The sequence below is a fragment of the Lachnospiraceae bacterium KGMB03038 genome (assembly GCA_007361935.1).
Classification (GTDB): Bacteria; Bacillota; Clostridia; order Lachnospirales; family Lachnospiraceae; genus Massilistercora.
In genome coordinates, this window is record CP041667.1 from 955,994 (window position 1) to 980,229 (window position 24,236).

Sequence of the window (24,236 nt, forward strand, 5' to 3'; positions counted from 1 at the left end):
TGTACACAAAGAAACGGCTAAAAAGAAGGGAGAATTCTTCTGTTTATCGATTTTTACAGAAACAAGTTTAAAGAAAAGTTAAAGGAAGCCCTGATCGCGGTGCTTCCTACCATTGGAATCGTATTATTATTAAGTTTTACGATCGCGCCGATCCCGCCGAGCATCCTGCTTTTATTCCTTTTTGGGGCGGTACTCTTGGTGATCGGAATGATGTTTTTTACCCTGGGAGCGGAACTGGCGATGACGCCTATTGGCGAGAAGATCGGAACAAGGATCGCTCATTCCAGGAAACTGGGCGTTGTTTTGCTGCTGTGTTTCATCCTGGGGTTCATTATTACCATATCTGAGCCGGATCTGCAGGTTCTGGCAGAACAGGTACCGTCGGTCCCCAATCTTACATTGATCTTGGCGGTGGCTGCAGGCGTAGGATTATTTCTGATGATAGCGATGCTGCGAATGTTATTTTCCAGAACATTGCGCTCACTATTGATCTTATTCTATCTGTTGGTATTCGGGCTGGCTTTTTTCGTGCCAGATGATTTCCTTGCGGTTGCGTTTGATTCCGGAGGTGTGACCACCGGGCCAATGACGGTACCCTTTATCATGGCCCTGGGCGTTGGTTTTGCCGCGGTTCGAAGTGATAAACACGCAGAGGACGATAGTTTCGGACTGGTAGCTCTCTGCTCTATTGGACCGATTATGGCGGTTTTGATCCTGGGATTTTTGTACCGGCCGGAGGATACAGCATATACGCCGTCTGAACTTCCGGTGATCCAAGATTCTGTTGAACTTTGGAGATGTTTTGCGGAAGGACTGCCGAAATATATCATGGAGATCGCGGTCTCTCTTCTGCCGATCGTGATATTTTTCGCTGTTTTCCAGGTGATCTCTTTGAAAATAAAGAAGAAGCCGCTCCTAAAGATCATAATCGGAATGGTCTACACCTATATCGGACTGGTGCTTTTCCTGACGGGAGTAAATGTAGGATTCATGCCTGCCGGAAATTATCTTGGCGAGACGATCGCGGGACTTTCCTACCGCTGGATCTTGATCCCTATCGGAATGATCATTGGATTCTTTATTGTAAAAGCGGAGCCGGCGGTTTACGTGTTAAAAGAGCAGGTGGAAGAAATCACTTCCGGGGCGATCCCTGGACAAGCAATGGCGCTGAGCCTGTCGCTTGGAGTTTCTGCCTCTATTGGCCTGGCCATGATCCGTGTGCTGACAGGGATCTCTATTTTCTGGTTTATCCTGCCAGGCTACGTCATTGCCTTATGTCTTTCCTTTTTTGTCCCGAAGATTTTTACAGCAATCGCGTTTGACTCCGGCGGTGTTGCCTCAGGTCCTATGACGGCCACGTTCCTTTTGCCTTTTGCTATGGGAGCGTGCCAGGCGGCAGGAGGAAATATTGTGCAGGATGCGTTTGGAGTTGTGGCAATGGTGGCGATGACGCCGCTGATCACCATCCAGGTCATGGGAGTGATCTACAAATACCGGTTTGCTCATGCAGAAGCGGCAGAGGCCGCGGCAGTATCCTATCTGGATGCCTGGGCAGACGACGATATCATAGAGTTATAGGAGGAAGGCCATGAATCAAATATATGTATTGGGGTTGATCACCAACCGGGGAATGAGAGAACGGTTTCTCCAGTTTTTTAAAGAATATCATATAGAAGTGACCTTCACGACTCTGGGAAGAGGAACGGCTGCCAGTTCTCTTTTGGATTTCCTTGGGATGGAAGATACAGAGAAGGCGATCTATCTGGCAGTGATCACGCGGGATACCTGGCAGGGACTGAAGAAAGGGCTCTATACTCGTATGAGGATTGATATACCGGGAAGAGGAATCGCTTTTTTGATCCCGTTAAGCAGTGTTGGGGGAAAGAAAGTCTTGCAGTATCTGACAGCTGGACAGAAAATCGAGATTGAGGAGGAAAGCGTTTTGCAGAACACAGAGTATGAATTGCTGATCGCGATCGCGAATTCAGGATACACGGAGACGATCATGGATGCCGCCAGAAGCGCCCGCGCTCCCGGCGGAACGGTGATCCATGCCAAAGGAACTGGAGCGGAACACGCTGAGAAATTCTTGGGCATCAGTCTGGCGGAAGAAAAAGAGATGGTATTTATCGCCGTTAAGACCAGCCGGAAAAAGGCGATCATGAAAGCCATCATGGAAAAGGCCGGCGCCGATACCAAGGCGGGAACGGTTGTGTTTTCCCTGCCGATAACGGAAACTGCCGGCCTGCGTATGCTGGATGAGATGGAAGAAGATTAATTCCAGAAGTCAGTCTTATCCTTAAGCTGGATATCAGCCGCCTTGAATACGGGATCTTTCCCTTCCTTTTTCTGTTTTGTATAATCGCGCATTGCCCGGATCGCCGGGGCGCCCAAGATCACAATGACAGGAAGGTTGATAAGAGCCATCAGTCCCATAAGGACGTCGGCCATATTCCATACCAGTCCAAACTCCATCATCGCGCCGGCAAGAACGATCGCAGCGGCGATGATGCGGAAGATATTGAGCAGAAGCTTTCCGGGGTTTCTGCCGCACAGGAACTTTAAGCCCATCTCCGCATAGTAAAAGTTGCCGATCAGAGTTGTGAAGGCGAACAGGCAGAGAGCGATGGTGATAAAGATTGTTCCAAATCCGCCCAGGGAATTGGAAGCCGCGGCCTGTACCCAAGGCATTCCCGCAAGGTCGATATCCGGCGCTACTCCGGAACACAGGAGCATGAATGAAGTGGCGGAACAAATCAGTATGGTGTCGATAAAAACAGAGAGCATCTGTACCAGTCCCTGTTTTACCGGATGTGAAACCGCCGCGCTGGCGGCCGCGTTCGGAGCGGATCCCACGCCGGCCTCGTTGGAGAACAGTCCCCGCTTGATTCCCTGCATGATGCAGGAACCGGCAAACCCGCCGAAGATGGCCCGGAAATCGAAAGCGTTGGTGAAGATGTCCGTGAACATCTGAGGGATCAATTGAAAATGTGTGACTACAATAAACAGTGATACCGCCAGGTAAAAGATCCCCATGAGCGGAACCAGTACGCCGGTGATCTTGGAGATCTGCTTGCTGCCTCCGAAAATAGAGGCGGCAAAGATCAGGGCTAGGATCACGCCGATAACGATCGGGGTCATCTTGGGATCATAGAAACCATAGGCGCGGAAAGAATCCGCGATATTAAAGGAAGCCACAAGATTAAAGCCGCCCATATAAGTAAAAATAAGAGTAACGGCGAATAATACGCCGATCCAGCGCTTTTTGAGGGCTGCCTGGATATAATAGGCGGGGCCTCCGTAGGAACTGCCATCTTCCGCCCGATGTTTATAAATCTGGGCAAGGGTACTCTCGATGAAGGCGGAAGCGCTTCCCAAAAGAGCCGTCAGCCACATCCAGAAGACGGCTCCAGGGCCTCCCAGACAGATGGCGGTAGAAATACCCGCGATATTTCCAGTACCTACTCTGGAAGCGGTAGATACCATGAGGGCCTGAAAGGACGAAAGTCCGTTTTCATCATCCCCAGGCTGGGCAACGACACGCAGGGATTCTTTAAACATGCGAAATTGTACAAAGCGGGTTCGGATGGAAAAATAGATTCCGACACCCAAAAGAAGGACGATCAGGATATAGCTGTACAGAAGATCGCTGATCGTGCTGATGATTTCTGCAAACACAATAGATTCCTCTCTTTCCTAAAAATGACATAAATGCTTAACTATTATATAGTATTTGTAAGAATTTGTCTATAATTGCCATGGGTAAAGAGAGGTTTTTCTTCCCCATTTTTCTCATTTTCCAACCCTGAATTGAAAATCTCTACCAGGTATGTTAGAATTGAAAGAAAAAAGAAAGCCCATAAATATGGAGGTTTTATCAATATGGAAGCGTACAAGCAGGAATTTATTGAATTTATGGTAGAAAGCGATGTGCTGAAATTCGGAGAGTTCACACTGAAAAGTGGAAGGAAATCTCCCTTTTTTATGAATGCGGGAGCCTATGTGACCGGTTCACAGTTAAAGCGGCTGGGAGAATACTACGCAAAGGCCATCCACGAGACCTATGGAGATGATTTTGACGTATTGTTCGGGCCGGCCTACAAGGGGATCCCATTAGCTGTAGTGACGGCTATCGCTTACAGTGAGCTGTACGGAAGAGAAGTGCGTTATTGTTCTGACAGAAAAGAAGAGAAAGACCATGGGGCGGATAAAGGAAGCTTCCTTGGCAGCAAGCTGAAAGATGGGGATCGCGTCATCATGATCGAAGATGTGACCACATCCGGGAAGTCCATGGAAGAAACGGTACCCAAGGTAAGAGGCGCCGCGGATGTGACAGTCAAAGGCCTGATGGTTTCTTTGAACCGCATGGAAGTAGGAAAGGGCGGAGAAAAATGCGCTCTGGATGAGATCAAGGAGCTCTATGGATTTGAGACGGCGGCGATCGTCACCATGGAAGAAGTGGTTGAATATTTATACAACCGGGAATGTCAGGGGAAAATCGTTATTGATGATACATTAAAATCCGCGATCGACGCATATTATGAACAGTATGGGGCGAAATAAGGACCAAAGGAGGAGCGGTTATGAGTGAAAAAGCGTATAAATCTATGGGGATTGCCGGAGCCGTGGGAATAGCGGTGGGAGTTGTAGTAACTGTAATAGGGATCGCGGCAGGAGTGATCACCATCATATTTGGCACACGTCTGCTGAAAGACAGAAAAGGATTGACATTTTAAGCCGAAAGGGTGCTGACTTTTGAATTCAAAAAAAAGGAAAAGAATCCGCGGACTTGGAAAAGTTTTGTTTATTCTGTATATCCTTTTTATCATTTATTTTCTGATTTTCTCAGAGTGGTACGGACGCACAGGCGTGATGGAAGAGTATCACTATAATCTGGTGCTTTTCAAAGAGATCAAACGGTTCTGGGAATACCGGGAACAGCTTGGGATGTTTGCTGTGTTTACGAATTTATTCGGGAACGTGCTGATTTTTGTGCCGTTCGGGTTTTTCATGCCTATGGCGAGCAAATACAGAAGCTTTTTTTCCACGCTGTTTTACAGTTTTGGTTTGAGTCTGTGTGTGGAAACATTCCAGCTTTTTTCTAAAGTTGGAAGTTTTGACGTAGACGATCTGCTTTTGAATACCGTCGGAGGGGTGGCGGGATATATTATATTTACGGTCTGCGCGTTTATAAGGAGAAGATATGATCATAAAAAGAAAAACAGGAATTATAGGAAACGATAAGAAGAGAGGCAGGATGGACTCCAGAGAGAAGCGCAGGAGAAAAATGGTGCGGACCAAATACGGACAGGCTCCGGAAAGACATTCCAGGAAAGGAGTCAAGTCTTGTTTTTTTGCTGGAACCGCAGTTTTTCTGCTGGTCCTTCTCTTAGTAATCTCCTTCCTCAGGAAAGGAGAATTAAGCGAGCTGATCGGATTTGCCGGAATCGCGGTCCTGGCGCTTGGGATTGCCGGGCTCGTTTCAGGTATCCGCGGACTGAAAGAAAGAGATAAAAATTATACAACATGCAGAGTTGGAATCGGGATCTGCGCGGCCTTGATCCTGGGTATGTGCGGAATATTTGTCAGGGGGCTTTTTTAGATGACGGAAGAGAGATACCGGCTGGCCATTGGGCGCATCAGGGAAATGAAGAAAGAAACCAGTGTAAACGAAAGGTTCAGAGATTATTTCCGCAAAATGGCGGAGTTCTTTATTATGATCGATGAACTGAAAGAGAGTCTGGAATCAGGAAGCTACCAGGCGGCTTCCCTGGCGGAATTGGAATACTGGAACAAGCGGTTATATCAGGATATCCTGCCGGAGAACTATGAGATGAGTTATGGAAATCCCACATTCGCCGCAAAACGCCTGGGAGAGGATTACGGGAAGATCTTGTGTTTTCTCTATGGAGAAATGCGTGGAGCGGTGGTTTATGCTTTTGAGGACAGAGCAGAGTATCTGGATATTCTCATGGAACTTTTGATCGAGGTGTATAACCAGTTTGAAGAGACGGGACTGCCGGAGATCCGCAATATTAAGGATACGATCTATTGGTATGCCAGCGATTATTGCGACGTGTTTGTGGCGGACAGGATCAAAGAACAGGTATGCCCGGAGGAATCTTTGGCGGTGAAACTGATCTTGGAAAGCGATCTGACCTCGCCGAGATATCTCTATCAATTTGGAGAGTACATCAGCGAAAATGAGCGAAAGACGGCGGAACATCTGGGCAACCTGGATGAAAGCGTGATCCAAAAGATGGCGGATACTTGTACAGAAGGATATAGAAGAGGCTTCGTAAACACGGGAAAGGACCTCTCGAAAAAGGCATCTGTCAATATCCGTTATGTCCTGGGATTTGAACGGGTCATCCGCAAAGTGATCGAGAATTTTGAGGCCATGGGCCTCAAACCGATCATCTACCGGTCCGCGGTCAGCGCCCTGACAAAGCGCCAGCATCTGAAGATCGGATATTACGGAGGTATCGCGAATAAGCAGTACGACTATGACCACAAGGATGACCAGGCCCTGTTTCTGGATAAGCAGTTCGCGGAGCGGAAGCTGGAAGTGATACAGAGCACCTATGAGAATTATAAAAAAGAAGCGGGAGAGTTTGCCGGCCCGGCCTGTATGGAAACATTTGGGGAAGCTCCGTTCTCGCCGGAGCATAAGGAAGAAGCTTTGAAGCTCACCCGGCGCCAGGAAGAGACCGCGCGGTCTTTAGACAGCCGTCAGAGCCAGATCGCGAACACCTATATTCCGGGGGATGAGCGGAGTTTTACCATCGTGGCATATCCGGTGCCGGAAGTGGGGAAACGATATGAAGAGATTTTTGATGAGATCATAAGAATCAATACGCTGGATGCGGCCCTTTATGAATCGGTACAGCAGACGCTGATCGATGCGTTGGACCAGGGAGCTTGCGTCCATGTTCTGGGAGCCGGAGAGAACCGGACAGATTTGAAGATCTGCCTCCACAGCCTGGAAGATCCAGGAAAGGAAACGATTTTTGAGAATTGTGCGGCAGACGTGAATATCCCCGTCGGGGAGGTGTTCACCTCACCAGTCCTGGAAGGGACTAACGGGGTGCTCCATGTGACGAAAGTCTATCTCAACGAACTGCAGTATCGGGATTTGGAAATCCGGTTTTCCAATGGTATGATCGAGGACTATCACTGCGCCAATTTTGAGCGGGAGTTGGAAAATAAGGAATATATCCGGGAGAATATCCTGCATAATCATCCCACACTTCCCCTTGGAGAGTTTGCCATTGGAACGAATACAACGGCCTATGTGGCGGCTAGGAAATACGGGATTGAAGAAAAACTGCCGATTTTGATCGCTGAGAAAATGGGGCCTCATTTTGCTGTGGGGGATACCTGCTATAGTTGGAGTGAGGACATTAAAGTGTACAACCCCAACGGGAAAGAGATTGTTGCCAGAGATAATTCCATATCGATCAAGAGGAAGGAAGATGTATCAAAGGCTTACTTCCATTGCCACACGGATATTACGATCCCTTACGAGGAATTGGGGAAGATCGCGGTGGTGACCGCTCAGGGCCAGGAGATCAGTCTGCTGGAGAATGGAAGATTCGTTCTCCCGGGTACAGAGATTCTGAATGAGCCATTGAAAGATGCGGATAAATAAGGTATTATCAGGATAAAAATACAGGAGAAAAGAAAGGATGAAAGAGTATGCCAAAAGTAGGAATTGTAATGGGCAGCGACTCAGACCTTAAGGTGATGAGTAAAGCGGCCGCAATGCTGGACAAGTTAGGAATTGATTACGAGATGACGATCATCTCCGCCCATCGGGAGCCAGACGTATTCTTTGAGTGGGCGAAAGCAGCAGAAGGAAAAGGAATGAAAGTGATCATCGCGGGAGCTGGAATGGCGGCTCACCTTCCGGGGATGTGCGCCGCGCTGTTTCCAATGCCGGTGATCGGAGTACCTATGTCAGGAAAGAATCTGGCAGGAGAGGACGCGCTGTTTTCGATCGTCCAGATGCCGCCTGGAATCCCGGTAGCTACCGTGGCCATCGACGGAGGTATGAACGCGGCCATTTTAGCAGCCAAAATTCTTGCTGCTTCCGACGGGGATCTGCTTGAGAAATTGAAAGATTACACAAAAGAGATGAAAGAAACCGTGCAGGGAAAAGCGGCAAAGCTTGAAGAGATCGGTTATGAAGCCTATCTGGCGCAAAAAGTTTAAAGAATGTAAAAACAGCAAAAAGGAGATTGCTATGGATTATAAAAAAGCAGGTGTGGATATTGAGGCTGGTTATAAATCAGTAGAACTGATGAAGGAGCATGTAAAGAAAACCATGCGCCCGGAAGTCCTGGGGGGCCTGGGGGGATTCTCAGGAGCATTTTCTCTCAGTAAGATCAAGGAAATGGAAGATCCGGTCCTGTTATCAGGAACTGACGGCTGCGGGACAAAGGTGAAACTGGCAATGATCATGGACAAGCATGATACCATCGGCATCGACGCGGTGGCTATGTGTGTCAATGATATTGCCTGCGCCGGAGGCGAACCGCTGTTTTTCCTGGATTATATCGCATGCGGAAAGAATTATCCAGAGAAGATCGCCGCAATTGTAAAAGGTGTGGCGGAAGGCTGTCTCCAGTCAGAAGCGGCTCTGATCGGCGGCGAAACCGCGGAGCATCCGGGAATGATGGCAGAGGATGAATATGACCTGGCCGGGTTTGCGGTAGGTGTCTGTGACAGAAAGGATATGATCACCGGAGAGAATCTGAACGCGGGAGATGTATTGATCGGAATGGCTTCTTCCGGCGTACACAGCAACGGATTTTCTCTGGTACGCAAGGTGTTTGAGATGACAAAAGAGTCCCTGGATACCTATTATGAAGAACTGGGAGGGACTCTGGGAGAAGTTTTGCTCGCGCCGACCAAGATTTATGTGAAAGCATTAAAAGCAGTCAAAAAGGCAGGAGTTGCCGTAAAGGCATGCAGCCATATCACAGGCGGCGGTTTCTATGAAAACGTACCCAGAATGTTGAAGGATGGAGTCCGCGCAGTCATTGAAAAGGAAAGCTATCCAATCCCGCCGATTTTCAAAATGCTGGCGGAAAAAGGAAACGTTGAAGAGCATGCTATGTATAATACCTACAATATGGGGCTTGGAATGATCATCGCGGTTGGGCCGGAAGACGTGGAAGCCGCAATGGACGCGATTCGCAGAGCAGGTGAGGATCCATATGTGGTTGGCCGTATCGAGACCGGAGAAAAGGGAGTAGTATTATGTTAAGAGTTGTGGTCTTAGTGTCTGGAGGCGGAACCAATCTGCAGGCAGTCATTGATAAGATAGAGTCTGGAGAAATCCCGGATACAAAGATCGTGGGTGTGATCAGCAATAATCCCGGAGCTTATGCTTTGGAGCGGGCAAAAGCGCATGGAATCCAGGGGAAGTGCGTATCACCGAAGAGTTTTGCCGACCGGGCGGCTTTTAATGAAGGTTTCCTGGCGGAAGTGGATGCGCTCCAGCCGGATCTGATCGTGCTGGCCGGGTTTCTGGTGGTGATCCCCCCGGCGATGATCGAAAGATACCGGAACCGGATCGTGAACATCCATCCATCTTTGATCCCTTCTTTCTGCGGAACCGGTTATTACGGACTGAAAGTGCATGAGGCGGTTCTTGAGCGGGGAGTGAAGGTAACAGGCGCTACCGTTCATTTTGTGGACGAAGGAACAGATACGGGGCCGATCATTCTGCAAAAGCCAGTGGAAGTCCATCAGGAGGATACCCCGAAGAGCCTGCAGAGGCGAGTGATGGAAGAGGCGGAATGGCAGATCCTTCCCCAAGCGATCCGACTGATCGCGGAAGGAAGAATATTGGTGGAAGATGGAAGAGTAAGGATAAAAGAGTAAGGACAGAAGAAGGAGGTCCCAGATGAAAGTATTAATTGTAGGCAGCGGCGGAAGAGAGCACGCGATCGCGTACAGCGTCGCAAAAAGCGAGAAAGTAGATAAGATCTACTGTGTTCCGGGAAACGCGGGAATTGCGGAGTATGCGGAATGCGCGCCGATCGGCCCTATGGAATTCGATAAGATTACGGCATTTGCAAAAGAAAAGGCGGTGGATCTGGTGATCGTAGGAATGGACGACCCGCTGGTAGGCGGCCTGGTGGACGAGCTGGAAGAGGCGGGGATCCGCACCTTTGGCCCTAGAAAAAACGCGGCAATTTTAGAGGGGTCTAAAGCTTTCTCCAAAGATCTTATGAAGAAATACCAGATACCTACGGCGGCCTACGAAACATTTTCTGATCCAGAGAAAGCGCTTGCTTATCTGGAAACGGCCAAATTCCCTATCGTTTTGAAAGCAGACGGCCTGGCTCTTGGCAAAGGCGTACTGATCTGCAATACATTAGAGGAAGCGAAAGAGGGCGTGAAAACCATCATGCAGGACAAGAAGTTTGGCTCTGCCGGGGATGAGATGGTGATCGAAGAGTTTATGACCGGCCGGGAAGTTTCCGTACTTTCCTTTGTAGACGGGAAAACCATCAAGACCATGGCTTCCGCCCAGGATCATAAACGGGCAGGAGACGGAGATACGGGACTGAATACCGGAGGAATGGGAACCTTCTCGCCAAGTCCTTTCTACGCAAAAGAAGTAGAAGAGTTCTGTGAGAAATACATTTACCAGGCTACGGTAGATGCTATGAGAGCAGAGGGACGTCCCTTTAAAGGGGTGATCTTCTTTGGGCTTATGCTGACGGAAGATGGTCCAAAAGTACTGGAATATAACGCGAGATTCGGCGATCCGGAGGCCCAGGTTGTACTGCCCAGGATGAAGAATGATATCATTGAAGTGGCAGAGGCTTGTATTGACGGCACATTAGACCAGGTAGATCTGCAGTTTGAGGACAACGCGGCTGTCTGCGTAGTCCTGGCAAGTGACGGGTATCCGGTGAAATATGAGAAGGGGTTCCCCATTGAAGGATTGGAAGAATTCAAAAAGCATGAAGGATATTACTGCTTCCATGCGGGCACAAAGTTTGATGAAGCAGGCAGGATCGTTACAAGCGGAGGAAGAGTGCTGGGAATCACAGCCAAAGGAAAAGATCTGAAAGAAGCCCGCGCCAACGCGTATGCCGCCGCGGAATGGATAAAGTTTGAAAATAAGTATATGCGGCACGATATTGGAAAAGCGATTGACGAGGCGTAGAAGAAAAATGCACGGTGTCTGACACCGTGCATTTTTGCGCCCTTGATAGAGATGATTTACGATAGAGATGATTTACAAAACCCCAGTCTGAAGGAAGGAGCATAGTCCCTGCCGTTCAGACTGGGGTTATTTTAGACTAGATTAGCTGGCGTTAGCCGGTATCGCCAGTACCGGGATCGGTATTGCCGCCGTCACCGCCTCCGCCGCCGGTGTTGTCACCGCCTCCGCCGCCGGTGTTGTCGCCGCCGGTATTGCCGGTGTCGCCGCCGGTGTTGTCGCCGCCGGTATTGCCGGTGTCGCCGGTATTGCCGGTATTACCGGTGTCGCCGGTGTTGCCGGTGTTGCCGGTGTTGCCGGTATTGCCAGTATTACCGGTGTCGCCGCTGTTATCGGTATTACCGGTATCGCTGCTGCTGTCAGGTTCTTCCACGTTCTCGCCGTCTTCACCTACTACATTTCCATGGCCTGGACAGCTTTCCGTAGGAGCGGTGTCGGCCGCAAAATACTCGGTCGTGCTGGGGCACTGGCCAGCTACCGCAAGTTTGCCGGTGAGAGTACAAACAGTTTTCTTCTCGACAGAACTTGGCATTTCAAAATCTTTATATTCCAGATTCTCGTGGATCCGGCTCATGATTCCTCTCCACAGCCGGAAACGGAAGCTGGTATCGTAATTACATTCTTTGTTGTCATCGTAACCGCCCCATACCGCGCAGGTATAGTATGGAGTATAGCCGCAGAACCAAAGGTCTTTATTGGAAGTGGTGGTACCTGTCTTGCCAGCCACGGGCATATTATCCAGCTGGCAGGAAGTTCCGGTTCCGCTTGTGACTACGGTTTCCATCGCGCTGGTCAAAAGAGCGGCGGTGCTGTCTTTTAACACTGTACGGGTTTCCTGATTGTTTTCCAGAAGCACATTGCCGTCGTGGTCAACGATCTTGGTATACATAGTAGGAGAATTGTAAACGCCTCCGTTGGCGATTGTTGCGTAAGCGGCGCACATTTGATAGTTATAGACACCTTCTGTAACACCGCCGAGAGCCAGGGTCTGGTTTACGTCGCTGTAGATCTCCCCATTGATCTCTTTATCCTTGACCAAGGTGCTGATTCCAAAATCTTCGCAATATTCAAACCCTAATTCCTGAGTGATCTCGTCGCTTACTTTTACCGCGCAGACGTTGATCGAGTTTGCGATGGCGGTACGATAGGTGACGTCGCCTTTGTAGGAACGGCTGGCATTCTGGACCTGCCTTCCGTTCTTGTAAGAGTAAGGCTCATCCCGGACGATGGTTGCCAGAGATTTGCCGCAGGCATCAAGAGCCGGAGCGTAAGCCGCCAGGATTTTGAAACAGGAACCAGGCTGGCGTTTCGCATCCTGGTATGCGCGGTTCAGACCCTGGGTCGTTTTCTCGCCTCGTCCTCCGACCATTGCTTTTATCTGGCCGGTAGCCTGATCCATAATGGTGACAGAGGCCTGAGGCTGGGGAGTGATGGTGATCCGCTCATCGTAGGTGTCGCCTTCCTGTGCGATCGTGGACTTCCATTCCTCTACCATAGCCCGTGCTTCATCTTCGCTGGAATAAAGCAGCCCCTGGTCGTCGCCATAAGTCTCTTTGACATAGTTTTTGATATGGCCGGAACTATAATTTTCTACTGTTCCATCCGCCCGTGTGACAGTCAGCGCATAATCCAGCCCGTATTCTTTCAGTCCCGGATAATTGTCGTCATCATTCATCTCTTCATCGCAGATCTGCTGCATTTCCAGGTTCTGCGTGGAATATATGCTCAGGCCTCCGCTGTAGAGAGCATTGTAAGCCTGCGCTTCACTGTAGCCCAGCTGTTCTTGCAGATCGGTCATGACTTGATCCGCCAGAGCGTCTACAAAATAAGACGTAGAAGTTTCCTGTTCCTCTACCTGGGTGTTTACCTGTTGGATGCGGGCGTAGACATCATCTGCCATTGCCTCGTCATAAGCCGCCTGATCGATATACCCCTGTTCCAGCATATTGTCTAAGACTTTCTGGCGGCGCTCGGCGTTTGCTTCCGGATTTGTTACCGGATTATAGCCGGAAGGGCTCTGAGTGATCGCTGCGATGACCGCGCATTCAGAGAGGGTGAGTTCCGATACATCTTTCCCAAAATAGCGCTGGGCCGCGGACTGGACTCCCAGAGAATTCTGTCCCAGATTGATGGTGTTCAGATAAGCCTCCATGATCTCTTCTTTACTCATCTGCTTCTCGATCTGAAGAGCAAGATACTGTTCCTGGATCTTTCGCTGTAATTTATCATAGAAGGTTTTTTCTTCCGTGAATTCGGGGAAGACATTGTTCTTGATCAGCTGCTGCGTCAGAGTACTGGCGCCTTCAGAAAAATTCCCGGAGGTGATTCCCACCACAGCGGCACGGGCGATACCCTGCAGATCGATACCGTTGTGTTCATAGAAACGCTCGTCCTCGATCGCGACAAAAGCGTGCTGCAGATCTTCCGGGATCTGGTCCAAGGTTTTGTAGACACGATTGGAACCAGAAGCGACAAAACGCTGGATTTCAGTTTCCCCGTCATCCGCATAGACAAAAGTAGTATATCCAGATGGTTTTACATCGTCCGGAGAGACTTCCGGCGTGTCGTCTAAGATTCGCTTGATAAAGACGCCGCCGCCAACGGCCCCGGCGACTCCTACAACAAGCAGACAAAGTAAAAAGGCTTTAAAAAGCCTTACGCCAACTCGTTTTCCCTGCATGGTAGATTTGGACGTGATCTTCTTCTGCTTTTGAGAAGCTTTTTTCTTACCATAATTCATGCGCGTCTGCCTCCTTTATACCTGGTCATTATATCAAATAACAGTATTGAAATAAAGAAAAAAATGAAAACTTCACATTTTGGTAGGAAAATCTTAAGAAATTCGTTATAGTAATAAGGTAAGGCTATGTAGAAGCAAAACTTTTAGAAAGGAACGGCAGCAGCATGCAGTCAGAATATAAAATCATATATCAAGGCGGGCAAGCCCAGATCATAGAGAAAAAGTCCAGATTTATCGCCACAGTCATCCCGGTAGAGACGGAAGAGGAAGCGCTGGAGTTTATTGAGTCCACACGCAAAAAATATTGGGATGCGACTCACAATTGTTATGCCTATGTGATCGGAGACAGGCAGGAGATCCAGCGCTGCAGTGACGATGGAGAGCCGTCCGGAACAGCGGGGCGGCCTATGATGGATGTCCTTTGCGGAGCGGGGATACATAATGCGGCTGTGGTGGTGACAAGGTATTTTGGAGGTACGCTCCTTGGGACCGGAGGGCTGATCCGCGCGTATTCTATGGCTGTTCAGGAGGGGCTTGCTTCTTCTGAGATTATAACCAGAATACCGGGGATTAAACTAAAGATAACTGTAGATTATACAGAATTAGGCAAAATCCAATATCTGCTTGGACAAAAGAAGCTGACGGCCCAGGATGAGGTATATACGGAGAACGTAGAATTTACAGTACTGGTTCCAGAGGCGGAAGCCTCCAGGCTTCAGGAAGAACTGACAGAAGAGACCAATGGAAGGATCATCATGGATATCCAAGGACCCTGCGGGATCGCGAGACGAAATGGAAAACTAACAGAATTGTAGAAAACAGATCGCGGGCCTGTGGGAAAGGGGCCGCGCCGCTTCCCACAGGCCCGCTGCTATGGTGAGGGACATTCCTGCGAAGATCCGCTGTCACACTTGTTAATCGAATTCTGGTTCGATCAGACCAAAACTTCCGTCTTTGCGCCGGTAGACCACGTTGACCTCGTCTGTCTGCGCATTGCAGAATACAAAGAAGTCATGTCCCAAAAGCTCCATTTGTACGCAGGCATCTTCCGGGAACATTGGTTTGATACCGAATTTCTTTGTGCGGACGATGCGGATCTCACCATCGTCTTCTACCACGTCTTGATCATCAAAGAATTCTTGTTTAAAGTTTCCGCCTTCCTGGTGTCTGGCAATCAGTTTATTCTTATATTTCCTGAGCTGACGCTCAATAACCTCTTCTACCAGATCAATGGAAACATACATGTCGCTGCTTTGCTGTTCTGAGCGGATAAGACCGCCCTTGACAGGGATTGTGACTTCTATTTTTTGACGTTCTCTCTGTACGCTTAATGTAACGTGGATTTCCGTATCAGGAGTAAAATACCTTTCCAGTTTTCCTAATTTGTTTTCGATGGCCTGCCTTAAACCTGGCGTAACATCAATGTTTTTGCCGATAATGATAAATTTCATGATACCAACTCCTTTTGACATATTTTCAGAAAGTATAGTCTGACAATTCCTGCCAAAACCATGAATCTATCTGATATATGTAGTATAACATGTTTGGAGTCTAATGTATAGCTCGGATTACTTCGATTCGTGAAATTTTTCCATCATGCATTTTGGCGACACGCAATCCAAAGTTCGTGAAACGGATCAAAGTCCCGACACCGATCTCAATATCTTCCTCTTTGCATTTGCGCAGGAACACATCTTTCAGCGTATCTCCATCTTCATGGGGGATTGAAATGCCAAGGATTTTGTTGATGACCCCTACTTTCGTGGTAGACCGGAAGACGATCTCATCAGAGACGTCAAAATTGGAAAACAGGAATTTCCGGGTGGCAAAAAGAACCGCGATGGCACACACGCCGATCAGGCTGGTCCAGGCGGAAGAATGATCCACGATGATCTGCCGGGCAATGGCGAACAAGAGTACGTCAAATACCGTGGTAGGAGAATGATAGTACATCATGCGGATCAGCTCTACGCCGATGATCAGATTGAAGCATGTTTCCAGCAGATCATCATAGTTGGGCCAAACATCCAGATTGGGAATGTTTCCAAGCTCTCCCACCATGCGCAGAGAGAGCAGAAGGATTCCGATCGCCAGCATAATGGCAATGAAAAACTCCAGGATCGTGGCCAGACGTTTTAAAAAGATGGATACATATTGTCTCATGATTTCCTCCTTCAGAGTTTATTAAGAGCGGTTCGCCCGCTTGCGCATCCGGGGATCCAGGATCTTCTTGCGGAGCCGGAGGCTTTTGGGAGTGACTTCCAGAAGTTCGTCTGTGTCGATAAAATCCAGAGCCTGTTCCAGGCTTAAGATCTTAGGGGGAGTCAGCCGGAGCGCTTCATCAGCGCTGGAAGACCTGGTATTGGTCAGATGTTTTGTCTTGCAGACATTTACTTCAATATCATCCGTCTTTGCGTTCTCTCCAATGACCATCCCGGAGTAGACTTTTTCTCCGGGACCGATGAACAATGTCCCCCGTTCCTGCGCGCTGTATAGGCCATATGTTACAGACTCGCCGGTCTCAAAGGCGATGAGAGAGCCTTGTTTTCGATATTGGATATCGCCTTTATAGGGAGCGTAGCCATCGAAGGCGGTATTCATGATCCCGTTTCCTTTGGTGTCAGTCAGGAATTCGCCCCGGTAGCCGATGAGTCCGCGGGAAGGAATAGAGAATTCCAGGCGGGTGTAGCCGCCGCCGATGGGGCTCATATTGCGCAGTTCTCCTTTGCGCTGGCTCAGCTTTTCAATAACCGTCCCGGTGAACTCATCGGGCACGTCAATATAAGCGGTCTCCATAGGCTCCAGAAGTTTTCCGTTCTCGTCTTCCCGGTAGAGGACCTCTGCCTTGCTTACGGCAAACTCATATCCTTCCCGGCGCATATTCTCGATCAGGACGGAAAGATGGAGTTCTCCCCGACCGGAAACCTTGAAGCTGTCTGTGCTGTCGGATTCTTCCACCCTTAAACTGACATCGGTGTTCAATTCCCGGAACAAGCGGTCCCGCAGATGCCGGGATGTAACGTATTTCCCTTCCTGCCCGGCGAAAGGACTGTCGTTGACGATAAACTGCATGGCGATGGTAGGATCTGAGATTTTCTGGAAAGGGATGGCTTTTGGATTTTCTGGAGAGCATAAAGTATCACCGATGGAAATATCGGAGATACCGGAGATGGCTACGATAGAGCCGATGGTCGCCTCCTTGACATCAACCTTATTCAGACCGTCGAATTCATAGAGTTTGCTAATGCGTACTTTTTCCTGGCGGCTGGGATCATGCTCGTTGACCACAACGGCATCCATGCCTACTCGGATCCGGCCGTTCTCTACCTTTCCGATGCCGATGCGGCCCACATATTCATTATAGTCGATGGTACTGATCAGCACCTGGGTATCTGCGTCCGGATCGCCCTGGGGAGCTGGGATATAGTCAAGAATCGTTTCAAACAGCGGTTTCATATCCCGTTCCTCATCTGTCAGATCCAGGACAGCTACGCCGGCCTTTGCGGAAGCATAGACAAACGGACAGTCCAGCTGTTCTTCGGACGCGTCCAGATCGATAAAGAGTTCCAGGACTTCATCGATCACTTCCTCCGGCCTGGCCTCCGGACGATCGATCTTGTTGATGCAGACAATGACCGGGAGAGACAGATCCAAAGCCTTGCGCAGTACAAATTTGGTCTGGGGCATAGCTCCTTCGAACGCATCGACCACCAGTATAACGCCGTCGACCATTTTAAGCACCCGCTCCACCTCGCCGCCGAAATCAGCGTGGCCCGGAGTGTCCACAATATTGATCTTTGTTCCTTTATAAAAAACAGCGGTATTCTTGGAGAGGATGGTGATTCCCCGCTCCCGCTCAATGGCGTTGGAATCCATGACTCTTTCCGCTACTTCCTGGTTTTCGCGGAATACGCCGCTTTGCTTGAGCAGCTCGTCCACCAGGGTGGTCTTGCCATGGTCGACGTGGGCGATGATCGCGATATTTCTAATGTCTTCACGTTTTTGTTTCATAACAGATCTTCCTTTTCTCTACTTATATTAATATATCAATCATTTTCGTACAACGCTAATAGTGTATCATATTTTTAAAAATTTACAAGTACCAGGAAAATCAGGTTCTAAAACAGAAAGGCTGTTCATAGACTAAATAGTGACCGAGAAATACGATTTAGAGGAAGGGAGATTGTAAAATTATGTCAGATAAGATCATTGAGAACAACCAGGTGACGATCATGGGAGAGGTTGCATCGGCTTTTTCATTCAGCCATGAAGTGTTTGGAGAGGGCTTCTATATGGTGGACGTAAGCGTAAAAAGGCTGAGTAATTCCAGGGATTTGATACCGGTCATGATATCGGAGCGGCTGATCGACGTATCCCAGGATTATACCGGGGAATTCCTGATGGTAACAGGACAGTTCCGATCCTATAACAGGCATGAGGAACAGAAGAACAGGCTTGTGCTGTCTGTGTTTGCCAGGGAGGCGGCGTTTATTGAAGAGGAGCCGGACGGAGCGAAGACCAATAATATCCTGCTGGACGGATACATATGCAAGCTTCCGGTCTACCGAAAGACACCGCTTGGCAGAGAGATCGCGGATCTTCTTCTTGCGGTAAACCGTCCTTATGGAAAGTCGGATTATATTCCCTGTATCTGCTGGGGCAGGAACGCAAGATTTGCCTCTGCCTTTGAAGTAGGAGAACATGTTCAGCTGATCGGCAGGATCCAGAGCCGGGAATATGTGAAGAAATTATCCGAGACGGAAACGGAGAAACGAACGGCTTACGAGGTCTCTGTGAGCAAATTGGAATGCTGTGAAGATTAGACGGTCCCTCATTGACATCATATTTGATTGATGATAGAATTTTTATAAATCAGAATGTCAGGAGGGTAATTATGGCTATTTTTAAGGGTTCTGGCGTGGCGATCGTCACACCGTTTCAAAAGGACGGAAGCATTGATTATGATATGCTGGACCGGCTGATAGACTATCACTGTGAGAATGGAACAGACAGCATCATCATCTGCGGTACTACTGGGGAATCAGCCACCATGACGGAAGAAGAACATATGGAGTGTGTAAAGTTCGCCATTGACCGGGTAAAAGGCAGACTGCCGGTGATCGCGGGGACTGGTTCCAACTGTACGAGAACGGCCATTGACATGTCAAAGGAGGCGGCAGATTACGGCGCGGACGGACTGCTTCTTGTGACACCTTATTATAACAAGGCGACTCAGGCTGGGCTGATCGCGCATTATACGGCGGTGGCGAAAGAAGCCAAGGCTCCGATCATCATGTATAGCGTAGCCAGCCGGACGGGATGTAATATCGAGCCGGCGACGGTGGCTTCTCTGGTGAAGAATGTAGACAATATTGTAGGAGTTAAGGAAGCTTCCGGAAATATTTCTCAGGTCGCGAAGATCATGGCGCTGACAGACGGAAATATTGACCTTTACTCGGGAAATGACGACCAGATCGTGCCGCTTTTGTCTTTGGGCGGCAAAGGTGTGATCTCCGTACTGGCGAATGTGGCGCCAAAAGAGACTCATGATATCTGCGAGAAATTTTTCGCTGGAGACGCGGCAGGAAGCGCCGCGCTTCAACTGAAGGCTGTCCCGCTGATCGAGCAGCTCTTCTGCGAGGTGAATCCGATTCCGGTCAAGAAGGCGGTAAGCCTGATGGGATTCGAGTGCGGACCGCTTCGCATGCCGCTGACAGAATTAACGCCGGAGCATGAGAAGTCGCTTGTTCAGGCAATGAAGGACTTTGGTATCAAGCTGGCATAGAACAGACATGGAACAGCCGCGAAGGCGGCTCAGACGGGAGGACAAAGAAAGAATGGTACGGGCGATCATGCACGGCTGCAACGGAAGAATGGGCCGTGTGATTACAGAGATGATAGAAAAAGAACCAGAGATGGAGATCGTGGCAGGCGTAGACGCATATACAGGCACCCCCAATACCTATCCGGTATTTGAGACCATTGGGGCATGTGACGTTGAGGCGGATGTGATCATTGATTTTTCCACAGCTTCAGCGGCAGACGATCTGCTGGCTTACGCAAAGGAACACAAAATGGCGCTGGTCCTGTGTACGACAGGGCTTTCAAAGGAGCAGATCGAAAAAGTGGGCGAGACGGCGAAGGAAACGGCGGTTCTCAGATCCGCTAATATGTCCATGGGCATTAACCTGCTTTTGAAATTACTGAGGGATGCTTCTAAAGTGCTGGCGAACGCGGGCTTTGATATTGAGATCGTGGAACGCCATCACAACCAGAAGCTGGACGCGCCAAGCGGAACCGCGCTTGCGCTGGCGGATGCGGTCAATGACGCTCTGGGACAAGAATATCATTATGTATATGACAGAAGCGATAAGCGTCAGAAACGGGACGAGAAAGAAATCGGAATTTCCGCGGTGCGCGGAGGCACTATTGTGGGGGACCATGAAGTGATCTACGCGGGGACAGACGAAGTGATCGAATTCAAGCACACAGCTTATTCCAGAGCGATCTTTGCAAGAGGCGCTGTGGAGGCGGCCAAATTCCTGGCGGGGAAGCCGGCGGGACATTATGACATGGCTGATGTGATCGAGGCGCAGCAAAGCCGATAAGTTTAGCGAAGAAATCACTGTGTGTGAAAATTACATATGGGGAGGAGTTTATGAGAGATCTGGAAGAACGTTATCTAAAGAGACTTTCCGAACTTTATCCTACCATCGCAAAGGCATCGACAGAAATCATCAATCTGCAGGCGATCTTAAACCTGCCTAAAGGAACAGAGCATTTTTTGACTGATATTCATGGGGAATATGAGGCTTTTTCTCATGTTTTAAAGAATGGCTCCGGTTCCGTAAAGCGGAAGATTGAAGATGTTTTTGGAAATACTGTGAGTAGCAGGGACAAACAGGCCCTTGCTACTCTTATTTATTATCCAAGAGAGAAGATGGAACGGATTCGGAAAACAGAAGAAAACCTGGAGGATTGGTACAAGATCACATTATACCGTTTGATCGAAGTATGTAAAAGCGCCGCCAGCAAGTATACCCGCTCAAAAGTGCGCAAGGCCCTGCCGGAAGAATTCTCTTATGTGATCGAGGAGCTGATCACGGAGAAGCCGGAGCTTACAGATAAGGAGTCCTATTACAGTTCCATTATCAGCACGATCATCCGTCTGGGAAGAGCGGAAAAGTGTATTACTGCGTTCAGCAGGGTGATCCAGCGGCTGACGGTAGATCATCTTCACATTCTGGGCGACATCTATGACCGGGGACCTGGACCGCATATTATCATGGATAAGCTGATGGACTATCACAGCGTGGACATTCAGTGGGGCAATCATGATGTGCTCTGGATGGGAGCCGCGGCGGGGCAGAGAGCCTGTATTGCCAATGTAATACGAATCTGTGCCAGATATGGGAACCTGGATATTTTGGAAGATGGATATGGGATCAATCTTCTCCCGCTTGCGGCGTTTGCAATGGATACTTACAGAGACGATCCATGCGCCTGTTTCGCCCTGAAAAGCCCGCCGGCACATGGAGAAGGAGAGCGGGCCATGGATATGCGGATGCACAAAGCCATCTCCATCATCCAGTTTAAAGCGGAAGGCCAGGCAAGCCGGAGGAATCCGCAGTTCCATCTGGAACACCGGGATCTGCTGCACAAGATCGATTACCAGAATGGCACGATAGAGCTGGATGGAAAAATCTACGAACTGTTGGACAAGAACTTTCCTACCATAGATCCCAAGGACCCCTATCAGCTTTCCAATGAAGAAGAAGAGATCATGGAACGGTTGGAACAGGCGTTTCGCAACTGCGGGAAACTGCAGGATCATATGCGGTTCCTGCTGAATAAAGGGAGTCTCTACAAAGTATATAATAAGAACCTTCTGTATCACGGATGTGTACCCCTTATGGAAGACGGCCAGCTGAAGGAGGCCAATATATTTGGGGAAAAAAGAAAAGGGGCGGGGCTGTACCGGATCTTGGAAGAATATGTGCGGAAAGGTTTTTACGCGGAAGCTGCGGACCAGCGGCAGCGGGGACGGGACATGATGTGGTATATCTGGCAGGGACAGGATTCTCCTTTGTTTGGCAAAGACAAGATGGCTACATTTGAGCGGTATTTTCTGAAAGACAAAGAGACCCATATAGAGAAGAAGAATCCTTATTACCGGTATCTGGAAGATCCGCGGGTAATAGATGGGATCTTAAAAGAATTCGGGTTGGAAGGAGAAGAATCCCATATTATCAACGGACATGTGCCGGTACGGCTGAAAGATGGGGAAAGTCCGGTGAAATGTGATGGGAAAGTACTGGTCATCGACGGCGGATTTTCCAAAGCATATCAGAAGGAAACCGGGATCGCGGGATATACGCTGATCTATAATTCTTATGGTCTGATCTTGGCGGCCCATGAGCCATTTGAATCAACTGAAAACGCGATAGAGAAAGAGAGTGATATCCATTCAGACAGCATAGTGGTCAAAAAAGTCATGCGCCGCAAAAAGGTGGGCGATACGGATATCGGAACAGAACTAAAAGCTCAGATCAAAGATTTGGAAGAACTTGTAAAAGCTTATCGGAGCGGACGGTTGACAGAGAAAATATAATAGGCAAAAAAAGCCAGCGAATAAAAAGTATAGAATCTCCCATTTTGCAGATATTACTAACACCAGGAAATACCTGATAATCAAAGAATATACATGAAAGGGAGATTTTGACCATGAAACAGTTTAAAAAACTACTGGCCGTGTTTCTCTGTGCGGGAGTGCTGATGAACCTTGCCGCCTGCGGAAGCGACGGCAGCGCCAAAGACAACGGCGCGGTAAACACAGAGACCACAGAGGATAGGGACCAAAACAGCGCAGATCGGGAGGAGGCCGATATGAACGGCGCTACAGACGGAACCGCGGATGATGGCGTGCTGGATGAAATTGGAAATGATGTTAAAGATGGCGCGGAAGATATTGGGAATGACGTGAAAGACAATGTGGAAGACATGGAGAAGGATGCCAAGGACGCCAATGACCGGGAGGCCGCAGAGGATGCCCGGTAGATGAAAAAAGACAGACACCGAAAAGGAAGACGGCGGAAAATCCGCGGTCTTTCTTTTTGAGTCCGGGACCTTTTCCGACAGGCTGATTTTACGTGGATTTTACAAAGAAGCGGTGGAGAATAAAGGATAAGGACTTCATAATAAAAGAAGGGGGATCGGTCTGGTGAAGAGAACCTGGAATGGAGGAAATGCTGTGAATGGAATTATGATCGTAAGTTTACTGGCTGGTGTCTTGTTTCTTTGTCTGGCGGCGCGGGGGCTTTGGAAAGCAAAAGCATGGTTTGGCGCGCGCAGGCTTACGGCGGAAATTGTAGGGATCGAACATCAGGAGGCATGGAAGGGAGAAGAAGTGATCGCCAATGAAGATTCTTGTACAGAGGTGACGCTGCAGTTTTTCTGTGACGGCCGTATGGTCAGGAAGAAGAAGAAATATCAAGGTCTTCTGGAGACTCCGCAAAGCTGCGGGAAGCGGATGCCGGTTTTCTATGTCCCGGATACAGACCGGTGGATCCTGCGAAAAGACGTGCGGGCAAATTGGATTTGGCAGCTTTTAGCGGCTTTCTTTTTCTTATGTATGGCTTTTTGCTTTGTGGAGGCTGGAGGAGGGACTGCCGCTGAACTGACGGCGGATGGTGTGATCGGTCCATCTTACGCGGGAAGGGCTCTGCGCATATCCGCGGGGTGCCTGTCTCTTCTGGCGGGCTTCCAGTGCGGAAGGAAAATTGTTCCCGCATGCTTTTCCCCGATTTTTTTCCTGCTGTGGTGGAAGTTCCAGGAGTCCAGAGGCGCGCTGGAAGCGGTAGAGGCCAAGTTTGCGGGGATGGTCTGTCGGACAGAACCGGAACATGAAGAACATGATTATCCAGTATTCTTATACTGCAGCCAAGGAGAATGGAGGAAGTGGTATTCCAACAATATAATGATAAAAGGAGATTACCAGCTGGGAGAGTATGATACGATCTACCGTGAGAAAAGGACTGGAGATTTTTATCAAAGGCCAACTGGTCTGGATATTTTTACCGCCGCGATCTTTGGTTTTGTATTCCTGGTCTGTCTGGTCTTTGCGGTCTCTCTGCTGGGATTTGGGGGAAATCTGATCTATACTGGGATTACGGGCGTGTGGGAATGATTCGGCCCTTCGCTGGATTCCCGCTCTTCCCTTGCTTTGGGGATTGTGGTATACTGTACCAATAA

22 protein-coding genes are annotated in these 24,236 nt (G+C 49.0%); 17 read left to right on the forward strand and 5 right to left on the reverse strand.

Annotated features, from left to right (window positions below; genetic code table 11):
- The first annotated feature begins 45 nt into the window (after positions 1 to 45).
- Together FND36_04700 and FND36_04705 are read left to right on the forward strand one after the other, a co-directional pair.
- Positions 46 to 1,578 carry a DUF1538 domain-containing protein gene (locus tag FND36_04700; GenBank protein QDW73402.1) on the forward strand — a complete coding sequence of 511 codons (1,533 nt, stop codon included), beginning with the start codon at positions 46 to 48 and terminating at the stop codon, positions 1,576 to 1,578.
- Positions 1,579 to 1,588: 10 nt separating this feature from the next.
- Positions 1,589 to 2,278: a P-II family nitrogen regulator gene (locus FND36_04705; GenBank protein ID QDW73403.1), complete on the forward strand. Its 690-nt coding sequence runs from the start codon at positions 1,589 to 1,591 to the stop codon at positions 2,276 to 2,278.
- On the opposite strand, the gene FND36_04710 is transcribed toward FND36_04705, so the two are convergent.
- A complete protein-coding gene (locus FND36_04710; GenBank protein ID QDW73404.1) occupies positions 2,275 to 3,678 on the reverse strand; it encodes an alanine:cation symporter family protein in 1,404 nt (467 codons plus the stop codon). The two genes, FND36_04705 and FND36_04710, sit on opposite strands and share 4 nt — an antisense overlap.
- 204 nt (positions 3,679 to 3,882) lie before the next feature.
- Here FND36_04710 and pyrE point away from each other — a divergent pair, with 204 nt between their 5' ends.
- From pyrE to purD, 8 genes are all read left to right on the forward strand, one after another.
- Positions 3,883 to 4,563 carry an orotate phosphoribosyltransferase gene (gene pyrE, locus FND36_04715; GenBank protein QDW73405.1) on the forward strand — a complete coding sequence of 227 codons (681 nt, stop codon included), beginning with the start codon at positions 3,883 to 3,885 and terminating at the stop codon, positions 4,561 to 4,563.
- Positions 4,564 to 4,755: 192 nt separating this feature from the next.
- Positions 4,756 to 5,244 carry a VanZ family protein gene (locus FND36_04720; protein ID QDW73406.1) on the forward strand — a complete coding sequence of 163 codons (489 nt, stop codon included), beginning with the start codon at positions 4,756 to 4,758 and terminating at the stop codon, positions 5,242 to 5,244.
- A gap of 13 nt (positions 5,245 to 5,257) precedes the next feature.
- Positions 5,258 to 5,602, forward strand: a complete 345-nt coding sequence (locus FND36_04725) for a hypothetical protein (GenBank protein QDW75535.1) — start codon at positions 5,258 to 5,260, stop codon at positions 5,600 to 5,602.
- Complete coding sequence (locus FND36_04730; GenBank protein ID QDW73407.1) at positions 5,603 to 7,651, forward strand: leucyl aminopeptidase; 2,049 nt, start codon at positions 5,603 to 5,605, stop codon at positions 7,649 to 7,651.
- Positions 7,652 to 7,698: 47 nt separating this feature from the next.
- A complete protein-coding gene (gene purE, locus FND36_04735) occupies positions 7,699 to 8,214 on the forward strand; it encodes a 5-(carboxyamino)imidazole ribonucleotide mutase (GenBank protein QDW73408.1) in 516 nt (171 codons plus the stop codon).
- A gap of 31 nt (positions 8,215 to 8,245) precedes the next feature.
- Positions 8,246 to 9,271, forward strand: a complete 1,026-nt coding sequence (locus tag FND36_04740; GenBank protein ID QDW73409.1) for a phosphoribosylformylglycinamidine cyclo-ligase — start codon at positions 8,246 to 8,248, stop codon at positions 9,269 to 9,271.
- Positions 9,265 to 9,891 carry a phosphoribosylglycinamide formyltransferase gene (locus tag FND36_04745; protein ID QDW73410.1) on the forward strand — a complete coding sequence of 209 codons (627 nt, stop codon included), beginning with the start codon at positions 9,265 to 9,267 and terminating at the stop codon, positions 9,889 to 9,891. Before FND36_04740 ends, FND36_04745 begins: the two co-directional genes overlap by 7 nt.
- A gap of 22 nt (positions 9,892 to 9,913) precedes the next feature.
- The gene (gene purD / locus FND36_04750; protein QDW73411.1) at positions 9,914 to 11,188 is read left to right on the forward strand and encodes a phosphoribosylamine--glycine ligase; all 1,275 of its coding nucleotides are present in this window, start codon (positions 9,914 to 9,916) and stop codon (positions 11,186 to 11,188) included.
- 151 nt (positions 11,189 to 11,339) lie between these two features.
- Here purD and FND36_04755 read toward each other — a convergent pair whose 3' ends face one another.
- Positions 11,340 to 13,985 (reverse strand): PBP1A family penicillin-binding protein, encoded by a 2,646-nt coding sequence (locus tag FND36_04755; protein QDW73412.1) that lies wholly within the window; start codon positions 13,983 to 13,985, stop codon positions 11,340 to 11,342.
- A 164-nt stretch (positions 13,986 to 14,149) separates the two neighbouring features.
- Here FND36_04755 and FND36_04760 point away from each other — a divergent pair, with 164 nt between their 5' ends.
- Positions 14,150 to 14,800 carry a YigZ family protein gene (locus FND36_04760; GenBank protein ID QDW73413.1) on the forward strand — a complete coding sequence of 217 codons (651 nt, stop codon included), beginning with the start codon at positions 14,150 to 14,152 and terminating at the stop codon, positions 14,798 to 14,800.
- A 99-nt stretch (positions 14,801 to 14,899) separates the two neighbouring features.
- Here FND36_04760 and raiA read toward each other — a convergent pair whose 3' ends face one another.
- The 3 genes from raiA to typA form a co-directional block, all read right to left on the reverse strand.
- Positions 14,900 to 15,436, reverse strand: coding sequence for a ribosome-associated translation inhibitor RaiA (gene raiA, locus FND36_04765; GenBank protein ID QDW73414.1), 537 nt, complete (start codon positions 15,434 to 15,436; stop codon positions 14,900 to 14,902).
- A gap of 100 nt (positions 15,437 to 15,536) precedes the next feature.
- A complete protein-coding gene (locus FND36_04770) occupies positions 15,537 to 16,148 on the reverse strand; it encodes a transporter (GenBank protein QDW73415.1) in 612 nt (203 codons plus the stop codon).
- Between the two features lie 21 nt (positions 16,149 to 16,169).
- Positions 16,170 to 17,996: a translational GTPase TypA gene (gene typA / locus FND36_04775; GenBank protein QDW73416.1), complete on the reverse strand. Its 1,827-nt coding sequence runs from the start codon at positions 17,994 to 17,996 to the stop codon at positions 16,170 to 16,172.
- A gap of 182 nt (positions 17,997 to 18,178) precedes the next feature.
- Between typA and FND36_04780 the strand changes: the two genes are divergently transcribed.
- The 6 genes from FND36_04780 (at position 18,179) to FND36_04805 (ending at position 24,171) form a co-directional block, all read left to right on the forward strand.
- The gene (locus FND36_04780) at positions 18,179 to 18,808 is read left to right on the forward strand and encodes a single-stranded DNA-binding protein (protein QDW73417.1); all 630 of its coding nucleotides are present in this window, start codon (positions 18,179 to 18,181) and stop codon (positions 18,806 to 18,808) included.
- Positions 18,809 to 18,879: 71 nt separating this feature from the next.
- Positions 18,880 to 19,770: a 4-hydroxy-tetrahydrodipicolinate synthase gene (locus tag FND36_04785; protein QDW73418.1), complete on the forward strand. Its 891-nt coding sequence runs from the start codon at positions 18,880 to 18,882 to the stop codon at positions 19,768 to 19,770.
- Between the two features lie 52 nt (positions 19,771 to 19,822).
- Positions 19,823 to 20,593 (forward strand): 4-hydroxy-tetrahydrodipicolinate reductase, encoded by a 771-nt coding sequence (locus tag FND36_04790; GenBank protein QDW73419.1) that lies wholly within the window; start codon positions 19,823 to 19,825, stop codon positions 20,591 to 20,593.
- A gap of 50 nt (positions 20,594 to 20,643) precedes the next feature.
- A complete protein-coding gene (locus tag FND36_04795; protein ID QDW73420.1) occupies positions 20,644 to 22,596 on the forward strand; it encodes a fructose-1,6-bisphosphatase in 1,953 nt (650 codons plus the stop codon).
- A gap of 113 nt (positions 22,597 to 22,709) precedes the next feature.
- Entirely contained in the window at positions 22,710 to 23,042 is a 333-nt protein-coding gene (locus tag FND36_04800; GenBank protein QDW73421.1) for a hypothetical protein, read from the forward strand.
- A 163-nt stretch (positions 23,043 to 23,205) separates the two neighbouring features.
- A complete protein-coding gene (locus FND36_04805; protein ID QDW73422.1) occupies positions 23,206 to 24,171 on the forward strand; it encodes a hypothetical protein in 966 nt (321 codons plus the stop codon).
- Positions 24,172 to 24,236: the final 65 nt, after the last annotated feature.

Bases quoted from the DNA above. Each gene is read 5' to 3' on its own strand.
- FND36_04705 (QDW73403.1), top strand. From the start codon at position 1,589: ATGAATCAAATATATGTATTGGGGTTGATCACCAACCGGGGAATGAGA.
- FND36_04730 (QDW73407.1), top strand. From the start codon at position 5,603: ATGACGGAAGAGAGATACCGGCTGGCCATTGGGCGCATCAGGGAAATG.
- FND36_04800 (QDW73421.1), top strand. From the start codon at position 22,710: ATGAAACAGTTTAAAAAACTACTGGCCGTGTTTCTCTGTGCGGGAGTG.
- purD (QDW73411.1), top strand. From the start codon at position 9,914: ATGAAAGTATTAATTGTAGGCAGCGGCGGAAGAGAGCACGCGATCGCG.
- pyrE (QDW73405.1), top strand. From the start codon at position 3,883: ATGGAAGCGTACAAGCAGGAATTTATTGAATTTATGGTAGAAAGCGAT.
- FND36_04790 (QDW73419.1), top strand. From the start codon at position 19,823: ATGGTACGGGCGATCATGCACGGCTGCAACGGAAGAATGGGCCGTGTG.
- typA (QDW73416.1), bottom strand. From the start codon at position 17,996: ATGAAACAAAAACGTGAAGACATTAGAAATATCGCGATCATCGCCCAC.
- FND36_04740 (QDW73409.1), top strand. From the start codon at position 8,246: ATGGATTATAAAAAAGCAGGTGTGGATATTGAGGCTGGTTATAAATCA.
- FND36_04770 (QDW73415.1), bottom strand. From the start codon at position 16,148: ATGAGACAATATGTATCCATCTTTTTAAAACGTCTGGCCACGATCCTG.
- FND36_04760 (QDW73413.1), top strand. From the start codon at position 14,150: ATGCAGTCAGAATATAAAATCATATATCAAGGCGGGCAAGCCCAGATC.
- FND36_04755 (QDW73412.1), bottom strand. From the start codon at position 13,985: ATGAATTATGGTAAGAAAAAAGCTTCTCAAAAGCAGAAGAAGATCACG.
- FND36_04780 (QDW73417.1), top strand. From the start codon at position 18,179: ATGTCAGATAAGATCATTGAGAACAACCAGGTGACGATCATGGGAGAG.
- purE (QDW73408.1), top strand. From the start codon at position 7,699: ATGCCAAAAGTAGGAATTGTAATGGGCAGCGACTCAGACCTTAAGGTG.
- FND36_04725 (QDW75535.1), top strand. From the start codon at position 5,258: ATGGACTCCAGAGAGAAGCGCAGGAGAAAAATGGTGCGGACCAAATAC.
- FND36_04795 (QDW73420.1), top strand. From the start codon at position 20,644: ATGAGAGATCTGGAAGAACGTTATCTAAAGAGACTTTCCGAACTTTAT.
- raiA (QDW73414.1), bottom strand. From the start codon at position 15,436: ATGAAATTTATCATTATCGGCAAAAACATTGATGTTACGCCAGGTTTA.
- FND36_04745 (QDW73410.1), top strand. From the start codon at position 9,265: ATGTTAAGAGTTGTGGTCTTAGTGTCTGGAGGCGGAACCAATCTGCAG.
- FND36_04785 (QDW73418.1), top strand. From the start codon at position 18,880: ATGGCTATTTTTAAGGGTTCTGGCGTGGCGATCGTCACACCGTTTCAA.